Here is a 9,979-nt window from a genome sequence, read left to right on the forward strand (position 1 = left end):
TCAGTCTCCGGTGAACATCCAGCTCGGTCGATCCCGCACCGTCCGCCGTGCCTACGGCATCGATGAGATCGCCCTGGTGCCCGGTGGCCGCACTGTCGATCCGGCGGTGACCGACAGCAGCTGGACCCTGGGTGGCATCGATCGGGAGATCCCGATCATCGCCAGCGCCATGGATGGGGTGGTGGACGTGGATATGGCCGTGGAGCTCACCAGGCAAGGGGCCCTGGGGGTGCTGAACCTGGAGGGGGTGCAGTGCCGCTACGACGACCCCAACCCCGTGCTGGATCGCATCGCCGCCGTGGGCAAGGACGACTTCGTGCCGCTGATGCAGGAGCTCTACAGCCAGCCGGTCCGGGAGGATCTGATTCGCCAGCGGATCGCTGAGATCAAGGCCAAGGGTGGCATTGCCGCGGTAAGCGCCACCCCCGTGGCTGCCCTGAAGTTCGGCAAGGCGATCGCCGAGGCCGGTGCGGACCTGTTCTTCGTCCAGGCCACGGTGGTGAGCACCGAGCACATCGGCCCTGAAGGCCAGGAAACCCTGGATCTGGCCACCCTCTGCCGCGACTTCGGCGTACCGGTGGTGATCGGCAACTGCGTCACCTACGAGGTGGCCCTGCAGCTGATGCGTGCCGGCGCCGCCGGCGTGATGGTGGGAATCGGCCCCGGTGCCGCCTGCACCTCGCGCGGCGTGCTGGGTATCGGCATCCCCCAGGCCACCGCAGTGGCCGACTGCGCAGCCGCCCGCGACGACTATCAGAAAGAGAGCGGCCGTTACGTACCGATCGTGGCGGATGGTGGCATCGTCACCGGCGGCGACATCTGCAAGTGCCTGGCCTGCGGCGCCGACGCCGTGATGATCGGCTCGCCGATCGCCCGTGCCGCCGAAGCCCCGGGTCGCGGCTTCCACTGGGGTATGGCCACCCCCAGCCCCGTGCTGCCCAGGGGCACCCGCATCAAGGTGGGCACCACCGGCAGCCTCGAGAAGATCCTGCGTGGCCCCGCTGGCCTCGATGACGGCACCCAGAATCTGCTGGGCTGCATCCGCACCTCCATGGGCACCCTGGGAGCCCGCACCATCCAGGACATGCAGCAGGTGGAGGTGGTGGTCGCTCCGTCGCTGCTCACCGAAGGGAAGGTGTATCAGAAGGCCCAGCAGTTGGGCATGGGCAAGTGATTCCGGGCCTGTCGCAAGCTGAGATTCAGTTCGGGCGCCGGCGAGACGGGCGTTAATCTCAAGGCGTGGGGGCTACGGCTCGCACACTCCTCACACCCCCCGGCCCGGCGCGTCCGGGCTTTTTGTCTTCCTGGCCCCTGGATCGTGTCCCATCAAGCCGTGCAACGCTTCGACGGGAGCTGTCTGGAGGATTCAGGGGCCGTTGCTAGATTCGAATCACCCTGATCCCAGTAAAGGATGTCCAGCGCTGCAGCCGTCACCGACGCCTCCTTTGAGCAAGACGTGCTCAAGAGCGACGTGCCTGTGCTGGTGGATTTCTGGGCTCCCTGGTGCGGCCCCTGCCGGATGGTGGCGCCGATCGTCGATGAAATTGCCAAGGAATTCGAGGGCAAGATCAAGGTGTTCAAGCTCAACACCGACGAGAACCCCAATGTCGCCAGTCAGTACGGCATCCGTTCCATCCCAACCCTGATGGTGTTCAAGGGCGGCAACAAGGTTGACACCGTCGTTGGAGCCGTTCCCAAGACCACCCTTTCCGGAACGATTTCCAAGTACCTCTGACTCCCTCTCTTTCCGCCCTCGACGGCTTTGGTCAGAGCCCCCTGCAGGTGCTGGGCAACCTGCTCCAGGGGCATCCACAACGCCGTCAGATCGAACGCACCATCGTCACGCTGCTGGAGATCGCCCGCAGCAGTGACGACACCAGTGAATGGCGCCTGATCAACGGCGCCATGGCGGATATCCGTGATGGACTCGCGGTGTTCCAGCCCCACCGCCAGACCCGCAAGGTGACGGTGTTCGGCTCGGCCCGCACGTCCCCCGAGGATCCCTCCTACCAGCTGGCCATGGAGCTGGCTGCGGCAGCGGTGGCCCAGGGCTTCGAGGTGATGACCGGAGCCGGTGGCGGCGTCATGGAGGCGGCCAACCAGGGAGCCGGTTGTGAGAACAGCATCGGCCTCAACGTGGATCTGCCGTTTGAACAGCACGCCAACCGCTATGTGAGTGGCTGCGACGGGCGGCTGCTTCACTTTCGCTACTTTTTCACCCGCAAACTGTTCTTCCTGCGGGAAAGTGATGCCCTGGTGGTGATGCCGGGCGGGTTCGGCACCTTCGATGAGCTGTTCGAGTCCCTGACCCTGATTCAGACCGGTCGCACTCCGCCGATTCCCCTGGTTCTGCTGGCGCCGGACGGGGACCGCTTCTGGGAGGTGTGGCAGCACGACATCCGCCGCAGCCTGGTGGATCGTGGCCTCATCTCACCGGAAGACACCTCGCTGCTGCGGGAAGCGCGCACGGCCCGCGAGGCGATCGCCCAGATCTGCCGGTTCTACCGCGTTTATCACGGCACCAATCTGGGCGAAGACCGCCTCGAACTCCTGATGCACGTTCCCGTCCCGATCGCGCTGCTGGCCGAGCTCAACCGCGAGTTCGAGCAGCTGGTGAAGGAGGGCACCATCAGTGCCGGTGAAAGCTGCGATGAGAACGGCATCCTGCGGCCCTGCCTCCGCTTCCAGCTCGACAAGCGCCGCATCGGCCAGCTGTATCAGCTGATCGACCGGCTCAACGGGCTCGATCTGGCCCCCTGCCCTGCCCTGGAGCAGCCCGGTGTGCGCCTGGTGGAGGCGACCCTGTGATCCGGCTCGGCCTGCTCGACTACGGCATGGGCAACCTCCACTCGGTGCAGCGGGCCTTTGAGCGTCTCGGCGCTGCGGTGGTGCCGATCCACGCCGCCGCTCAGATCGAGGGTGTGCAGGCCCTGGTGCTGCCGGGAGTGGGGGCGTTTGATCCAGCCATGGAGCGCCTGGAGCAGTCGGGCTTGATCCCGGCGATTGCCGCATGGTGTGGAGCTGGTCGGCCCCTGCTCGGCATCTGCCTGGGGCTGCAGCTTCTCTTCGAGGCCAGCGACGAAGGCCAACGCCCCGGGCTGGGATTGCTGGCCGGGCGTGTCAGCGCTCTGCCTCGGCTGCCGGGTCATCCGATCCCGCACATGGGATGGGCACCGTTGCTGCCAGCCCAGGCCAGTGCGCTGCTCCCCGATGGGCTACCGCCGCAGTGGGTCTATTTCGTGCACTCCTACGCCGCCGAACCGCTGGACCCGGCCTGCATCACCGCCCAGGTGGATTTCGGTGGAGTGCCGCTCACCGCAGCGGTCTGGCAGGAGCGGATCGCGGCCTGTCAGTTCCATCCAGAAAAATCAGGCCCGGTGGGCGAGGCGATGCTGCGCCGCTGGCTGGAGTGGCTCGAGCGGCTGCCCTCCTGAGAGGAACCTCGTGAGCCTGCGTCTCAGCGGTGGCCGCACCCTGCTCAGCCCGCCGGGGAATGGGGCACGCCCCACGCCGGCCCGGGTGCGCGAGGCGGTGATGAACATGCTGTGCCGCGATCTGCCGGATGCGACCTGGCTGGATCTGTTCAGCGGCAGCGGTGTCATGGGCTGTGAAGCCCTGCAGCGTGGAGCCGCCGTGGTGGTGGCGGTGGACAAGGATCGCCGCCATGCCGCCATCAGCCGCAGCAACCTCGAAGCTGTGGCCGGTGTGACGGCTGCCACCCGCTGGACCCCCGAACGGACCACGGTTTCAGATCCCTGCCTGACGGAGTCTCCGTTGACGAGCCCTTCGTTGACAGTGCCGAAGCTGACGGTGATCTGCCAGGAGGTGATCGGCTGGCTCAAGCGAGAGCAGGCCGGTACTGGTTTTGATCTGATCTACGCCGACCCCCCCTACCGGGCTGGGCTTTACCCGGCGATTGCGGCGGCTCTGCTGGACGGAACGTGGCTCGCACCGGGTGGAACGCTGATCTGGGAGTGCGCCAGCAACGCCCGGCCCGAGCTGCCAGCGGGATGGCGCTGCCGCGACGAGCGGCGCTATGGCAGCACCACGATTCAGCTGCTGGAGGTCAACAGACCGGTTTCAGCCGCCGAGGGCACTGCCGCGGCGGTACTGGTTCCAGGCAGCCACGAACAGCCCCACCAGGGTCACGGGGATCAGACCCAGCACGATGCCGCAGAGCAGGGGTTCGATCATGGGGAAACGCCGTGACGGGAAGCACGGCACAATTCTTCCATGCGCCGGTCGGCACTGCGTGCCTTTTCTCCATCCGTGACAGCTCCTCCCTCCCCCGCGCTGAGCAGCCCAGACGGTCTCTCCGGCATCGCGCCGCCCGGACAGGACGAGAGTTCAGGAGGACGGAGACGTGGCCTGGTCGCGGCCCTGGTGGCGGTGGCTGCCGTCGCCTGCATCCTGCTGGTGCTGGTGGTGCTGCCGGTGGCACGGATGGATCCCTACACCCGCCAGACGATCGACCTCACCGGCTCGGCCGGTAACGGCGGGCGACTGTTTCGACTCAACTGTGCTGGCTGCCACGGCCTGGCGGCCCAGGGACTGGTGGGCCCGAATCTGCATGGCGTCGATCGCCGCAAGAGCGATCGCCAGCTGATCGAGCAGGTGGTGAGTGGCCGTACCCCGCCGATGCCGCGCTTCCAGCCCGATCCCCAGGCCATGGCTGATCTGCTCGCGTTCCTCCACACCCTGCCTTGATCCCTTGAGCCCCGACCGGCCGCCCATCGTCGTGGTGCTGGTGGAGCCGGCAGGCCCTCTCAACGTCGGCAGCGTCGCCCGCCTGTGCGCCAACTTCGGGGTGGACCGCTTGCGCTTGGTGGCTCCCCGCTGCGACCCCCTCGGCGAGAAAGCGGTGCGGATGGCGGTGCATGGCCGCTCCCTGCTGGAGGGGGCCAGCCGCTACAGCTGTTTGGCCGAGGCCCTGGCCGACTGCCGGCGGGTGGTGGCCACCAGCGGCCGGCTCGACGCGCCACCCCTGCCGCTGTTGCCTCCAGGCGAGGCCCTGCGCTGGCTGCTGGGGGGCTCAGCAGCGTCGGGGCCGACCGCACCCTCCTCGGCCCAGGCGGCGATGGCGGCACCCCTGGCCCTGGTCTTCGGTCGTGAGGATCGGGGCCTCAGCAACGACGAGTTGCTGCAGGCCGGCCGGCTGCTGCAGATCGGCACGGGCGCCGCCTACGCCTCGCTCAACCTGTCCCATGCCGTGGCGGTGGTGTTGCACGAGCTGCACGGCCTGCGCAGCGCGGGGGGACCAACGTCCTCTCCTCCCGGCACCGTCGGGGCGGAGGATCCCGGTGATCCCGCCACCCGGGCGGCCCTGGAGGCCAGCCTGGAGGATGCCGAGGAGCTGCTCCTGGAGGTGGGGTTTCTCTATCCGCACACCGCCCATGCCCGCATGGCCAAAGTGCGGGCCCTGCTGCAACGCGCCCAGATCGACGAGGGCGAGGTGGCCCTGCTGCGCGGCATGGTGCGACAGCTGCGCTGGGCGAGTCGGCGGGGAAGCCCTTAGCGTCAGCCCAGCCATTGCTGTTCTCCGTGAGTGCCGGCCGTCCGCCTCGATCCAGCACCAACCGCTGGGGGCAGCCCCTGAAGCTGGTTCTGCGGCTGCTGGTGCTGGGGGTGGGCCTGGGGGTGATCACCGGCACCACCTTGAAACTGCTGGCCCCCCGCCTGGCCGATGGCGCCATCCAGAAGCCTCTGGCCGATGCGAAGGTGACCGAGAACGGCATCAAGAGCCTGCCGCTCGGCAGCTTCGAACCGCGCCAGGAGCTCACCGCCCTCAGCCAGAAATGGAGCCAGCAGGCTGCTGCCCACAAGGACCTCAAGGTCAGCGGTTTTCTGTTGGTGCTTGACGACGGCCGCTTCGCCCAACTTCAGCCTGACCTGCCCTTGCCGGCGGCCAGCTCGATCAAGACCCCGATCCTGTTGGTGGGACTCGAGGATTACGACCACGGCAAATTCCGCTGGAACGACCCACTGCCCCTCACCAAGGAGGTGGTGGGCGGCGGAGCCGGCTGGATGGCAAGCCGGCCCGTGGGTACCCGCTTCCCCTTCTACGAGGCGGCCACCGAAATGATCCGTGTGAGCGACAACAGCGCCACCAATCTGCTGATCAAGCGGGTGGGTGGCAAAACGGTGCTCAATGCCCGCTTCCAGCAACTGGGGCTGCCGGCCACGGTGGTGAACAACTGGCTGCCGGATCTGAACGGCACCAACACCACCAGTGCCCGGGATCTGGCCAAGTCGATCGCCCTGGTGGACACAGGCCAGAAGCTGAGCCAGCGTGCCCGCGACCTCTTCCGGGAGGTGATGGGAACGTCTCGCACCAACACCCTGATCCCTCTCGGACTGCTCCAGGGGCTGGGCAAGGATGCCGCCGATCCCGACAGCGAGCTGCTGAGCTTTGGGATCACCGTCTACAACAAGACCGGCGACATCGGCATCGCCTATGCCGATGCGGCCCTGATCCAGTTGCCCACCGGACAGCGGGCGGTGGCGGCCTTCATGGTGAAAGGTCCGTTCAATGATCCCCGCTCCACTGATCTGATCCGTGCCATGGCCGGTGCTGTGGCCCAGACCCTCGTCGGTCGCCGATGAGTGGTTCCCCTCCTCCCCAGAACGCGCCCTTGGGTGCCCTGTCTTTGCTCCGACTGCCGATGCTGCGCCCGCCGATGACGCGTCCTTCCCTTGCCCGCCCGCAACCTGATTGCCATCCGCCGACCCGCCAAAAGCCGGCCTTCCTCAAGCCTGTTGTCCAGTGCCTTCGCGTCCTGAGAGCGCCTCTGCTGGGACTGCTGGTGCTGAGCGGGAGCGCAGCCCTGCCCCTGGCGGCGCAGCCCAAGGCGGAGTCCAGTGCCGATGCCAAGCCGGCGGAGCCGCCGCCGCCCCAACTACGGCGCCAGAGCGTGCGGCCCCTCCCCGGCGGGCTCGATGCCGTGCCGATGATCAACGACAACAACCCCGAACTGATCCGTGGACCGGGGATCCTGCTGTCCACCTTCGCGCCGGCAGGACGGGGCGTACCGCAGGCCCACCTCAACCTGCCCCTGAACGGCCGCTTCGACCTGTTCAGCCACCACGTCTATGCCGGCAAGCCGGAGAGCCTCGATTCCACCCTGTGGCTGGCCGTGGTGGCCGCACCCCGCGGCAATCACCCGGTGACCCTGCGGCTGCTCAGTGGCTCCACGGCCCTGTCCCAGTCGCTTGATCCGGCCCAGCCCTCCGCCCCCTTCCTGCCCCTGCCGGAGTTGTTGCAACAGGGCTCAACGCCGGTCTTCTCCGGCCCAGGCAGCCGGGTGGCCACCGAGCTTCTGCAGCGTTACCGCAGTCCCCTGTTCCCGGAGCGCTGGACCCTGGCGCCCGGCAGCCTCACCACCTTGATGGTGCTGGAGATCCCCGTGCGTGGCCTCGACCCGCTGCTGAACGGCCGCAACCTGCAGTTGCGCCTTCAGAGCGATGGACCGGTGGATGTGGCCACCCTGGCCACCTTCGGCGATCTCGACACCCCGCCAGGCAGCGAAAGCTGGCAGGCCCTGCTCGAGGGCCCACTCAGCCCTCGCGAGCACACCCCTACCCCCCGCGGCCATAAGGGCGGAATCATCTATTCGCGCGTCAGCGGCGTACAGACCGGCAGCACCTGGCGTGGCCAGATCAGTGATCCCGGCAGTCCTTATCTCTCAGTGCGTCAGGCGCCGATCTCCTGGCCAATTGCCTCCCTGGAGCGGGGCAGCCTCGGCACGGGCCAGGTGCAGACGGCGGAACTGGCGGGCTTCTACCCCGGCACCGCCTGGGCGGCCCATGGGAACTACGGGGTTGAATACGACCTCAGCCTGCCGTTACGAAACGACACGGCCAAGCCGGTCCAGTTGCAACTGGCCCTGGAATCGCCGATCAAGGCGGACCAGGCCCAGGGTGGCCTCCGCTTCAATTCAGTGCTTCCGAGGGCCGTGATGTTCCGCGGCACGGTGGAGGTGCGGGGCCTAGACGATGCGGCCGGCAAGCCCGCCGGTCGGCGAAGCTTTCATCTGGTGCAGCGGGCCGGCCAGGCCGGCCCGGCTCTCGGGCGCATCAGCCTGGCGCCTGGCCAGGTGCGGCAGCTCCAGGTGCGGCTGATCTACCCCGCCGATGCCACGCCGCCGCAGGTGCTCAGCCTGCTGCCGGTCGAGCCTGACCCCCAGAGCCTGTGAAACAATCCGCTCCAATCGGCCCTTGCGGGCCCCGTCCCTCCACCGTGCAGGCAATCTCGTGAGTCAAGTCCGGAAGCGCCGGGTCTTCCCCTTCACCGCCATCGTGGGGCAGGAGGAGATGAAGTTGGCCCTGCTGCTCAACGTGATCGATCCCCGCATCGGCGGGGTGATGATCATGGGCGACCGGGGTACGGGGAAGAGCACCACGATCCGGGCCCTGGCCGACCTGCTGCCCGAAATCGACGTGGTGGCGGGCGACCCCTACAACAGCTCTCCCTTCGACCCCGACCTGCAGAGCGCCGAAGTGCGTCAGCGGGCTGAGCAGGGCGAAACCCTCCCCACCGAAGCCCGCCAGGTGCCGATGGTGGACCTGCCCCTGGGCGCCACCGAAGACCGTCTCTGCGGCACGATCGACATCGAGAAGGCCCTCAGCGAGGGGGTGCGCGCCTTTGAGCCGGGGCTGCTGGCCAAGGCCAACCGCGGTCTGCTCTACGTGGATGAGGTGAACCTGCTCGACGACCATCTGGTCGACGTGTTGCTGGATTCGGCCGCTTCGGGCTGGAACACCGTGGAGCGGGAGGGGGTGAGCGTGCGCCACCCGGCCCGTTTCGTGCTGATCGGTTCGGGGAACCCCGAGGAGGGCGAACTGCGGCCCCAGCTGCTGGATCGCTTCGGCATGAGCGTGGAGGTGCGCACCGTGCGCGATCCCGAGCTGCGGGTGCAGGTGGTGGATCAGCGCACGGCGTTTGATGACGACCCCGATGGCTTCAACACCGCTGTGCAGACCACCCAGGAGGCCCTGCAGGCGAGGGTGGTGGAGGCCCAGCAGCGCCTCGGATCGGTGGTGATCGACGATGACCTGCGCATCCGGATTTCGGGAGTGTGCGGCGAGCTCGACGTCGACGGTCTGCGCGGCGACATCGTCACCAACCGGGCGGCCCGGGCCCTGGCCGCCTTCGAGGGGCGCACCGAGGTGAGCGAAGACGATGTGGCCAGGGTGGTGGCCTGCTGCCTGCGCCACCGCCTGCGCAAGGACCCGCTGGAGCAGATCGATTCCGGTGATCGGGTGGTGAAGGTGTTCTGCAAGGTGTTTGAACGGCCTGTGAGCACCGATCGGCGCGACTTCGAGCTGGCGCTGGCCGGCTGACGGCCTGCCGGCATGCGCATCCTTGGTATCGACCCCGGCCTGGCCCGTGTGGGCTACGGCGTGATCGACACCAGTGGCGGTCTGCAGCGCATGCTCGACTGCGGCATCATCCGCACCGATCCGGGCCGCAGCGAGGGGGATCGGATGGTGGAGATCGCCCGGGATCTCAGGCTGCTGATCCGCACCTGGCGGCCCCAGCTGGCGGCGGTGGAGAAGTTCTTCTTCTACCGCTCCAGCACCACGATCTCGGTGGTGCAGGCGCGCGGTGTGCTGATGATGACCCTGGCCCGCTTCAAGGTGCCGATCGTGGAATTCCCTCCCATGCAGATCAAGCTCGCCCTGGCTGGCTCGGGCCATGCCGAGAAGCAGGAGGTGCTGGAGGCGGTGATGCGGGAATTGCAGCTGGAGATCCCGCCGCGGCCGGACGACGCCGCCGATGCCCTGGCTGTTGCCCTGACGGGCTGGTTCCAACGCTGAGATGGCGGACCCGCTAGATGCCTGCCCCAGCACCAAGGTGCAGCTGCGCACCCACTGGCGGACCCGACGGCGCGCCCTGCTGCCAGCTGCCGCAGCCGGCCTGGCTGCCATGGCCCGGCGCCACCTGCCGGCCCTGGTGCCGCCGCAACGGAGCGTCGGCCTC

At 67.9% G+C, this 9,979-nt stretch carries 11 protein-coding genes and 1 pseudogene; 11 read left to right on the top strand and 1 reads right to left on the bottom strand.

What is annotated here, in order from left to right:
- The first annotated feature begins 10 nt into the window (after positions 1 to 10).
- From VB777_RS03880 to VB777_RS03900, 5 genes and pseudogenes are all read left to right on the top strand, one after another.
- The gene (locus VB777_RS03880) at positions 11 to 1,174 is read left to right on the top strand and encodes a GuaB3 family IMP dehydrogenase-related protein (protein ID WP_197159145.1); all 1,164 of its coding nucleotides are present in this window, start codon (positions 11 to 13) and stop codon (positions 1,172 to 1,174) included.
- Positions 1,175 to 1,411: 237 nt separating this feature from the next.
- On the top strand, positions 1,412 to 1,735 hold the full coding sequence (trxA, locus tag VB777_RS03885) for a thioredoxin (RefSeq protein WP_197153940.1): 324 nt from the start codon (positions 1,412 to 1,414) through the stop codon (positions 1,733 to 1,735).
- Positions 1,736 to 1,782: 47 nt separating this feature from the next.
- Positions 1,783 to 2,808: a TIGR00730 family Rossman fold protein gene (locus tag VB777_RS03890; RefSeq protein ID WP_323247223.1), complete on the top strand. Its 1,026-nt coding sequence runs from the start codon at positions 1,783 to 1,785 to the stop codon at positions 2,806 to 2,808.
- A complete protein-coding gene (hisH, locus tag VB777_RS03895; RefSeq protein WP_323247225.1) occupies positions 2,805 to 3,434 on the top strand; it encodes an imidazole glycerol phosphate synthase subunit HisH in 630 nt (209 codons plus the stop codon). Before VB777_RS03890 ends, hisH begins: the two co-directional genes overlap by 4 nt.
- An 85-nt stretch (positions 3,435 to 3,519) precedes the next feature.
- Positions 3,520 to 3,999 (top strand): annotated as a pseudogene (locus VB777_RS03900) (RsmD family RNA methyltransferase); the annotation flags it as partial.
- 81 nt (positions 4,000 to 4,080) lie between these two features.
- Here the strand turns inward: VB777_RS03900 and petG are convergent.
- On the bottom strand, positions 4,081 to 4,194 hold the full coding sequence (gene petG, locus VB777_RS03905; RefSeq protein WP_015110794.1) for a cytochrome b6-f complex subunit V: 114 nt from the start codon (positions 4,192 to 4,194) through the stop codon (positions 4,081 to 4,083).
- A gap of 75 nt (positions 4,195 to 4,269) precedes the next feature.
- On the opposite strand from petG, the gene VB777_RS03910 reads away from it, so the two are divergent.
- The 6 genes from VB777_RS03910 to ruvC all read left to right on the top strand — a co-directional run bounded on the left by VB777_RS03910 (position 4,270) and on the right by ruvC (position 9,816).
- The gene (locus tag VB777_RS03910; RefSeq protein WP_323247227.1) at positions 4,270 to 4,707 is read left to right on the top strand and encodes a cytochrome c; all 438 of its coding nucleotides are present in this window, start codon (positions 4,270 to 4,272) and stop codon (positions 4,705 to 4,707) included.
- A 4-nt stretch (positions 4,708 to 4,711) separates the two neighbouring features.
- A complete protein-coding gene (locus tag VB777_RS03915) occupies positions 4,712 to 5,515 on the top strand; it encodes an RNA methyltransferase (RefSeq protein ID WP_231605139.1) in 804 nt (267 codons plus the stop codon).
- Positions 5,516 to 5,541: 26 nt separating this feature from the next.
- The gene (locus VB777_RS03920) at positions 5,542 to 6,603 is read left to right on the top strand and encodes a serine hydrolase (protein ID WP_323247229.1); all 1,062 of its coding nucleotides are present in this window, start codon (positions 5,542 to 5,544) and stop codon (positions 6,601 to 6,603) included.
- Between the two features lie 200 nt (positions 6,604 to 6,803).
- Entirely contained in the window at positions 6,804 to 8,192 is a 1,389-nt protein-coding gene (locus tag VB777_RS03925; protein ID WP_416223843.1) for a DUF3370 domain-containing protein, read from the top strand.
- A gap of 58 nt (positions 8,193 to 8,250) precedes the next feature.
- On the top strand, positions 8,251 to 9,339 hold the full coding sequence (gene bchI / locus VB777_RS03930; RefSeq protein WP_197169694.1) for a magnesium chelatase ATPase subunit I: 1,089 nt from the start codon (positions 8,251 to 8,253) through the stop codon (positions 9,337 to 9,339).
- A gap of 12 nt (positions 9,340 to 9,351) precedes the next feature.
- Positions 9,352 to 9,816 (top strand): crossover junction endodeoxyribonuclease RuvC, encoded by a 465-nt coding sequence (gene ruvC, locus VB777_RS03935; RefSeq protein WP_323247231.1) that lies wholly within the window; start codon positions 9,352 to 9,354, stop codon positions 9,814 to 9,816.
- Positions 9,817 to 9,979 lie beyond the last annotated feature (163 nt).

Origin of the sequence: Synechococcus sp. CCY9202 (genome assembly GCF_034931685.1) — a bacterium.
Classification (GTDB): Bacteria; Cyanobacteriota; Cyanobacteriia; order PCC-6307; family Cyanobiaceae; genus CBW1002.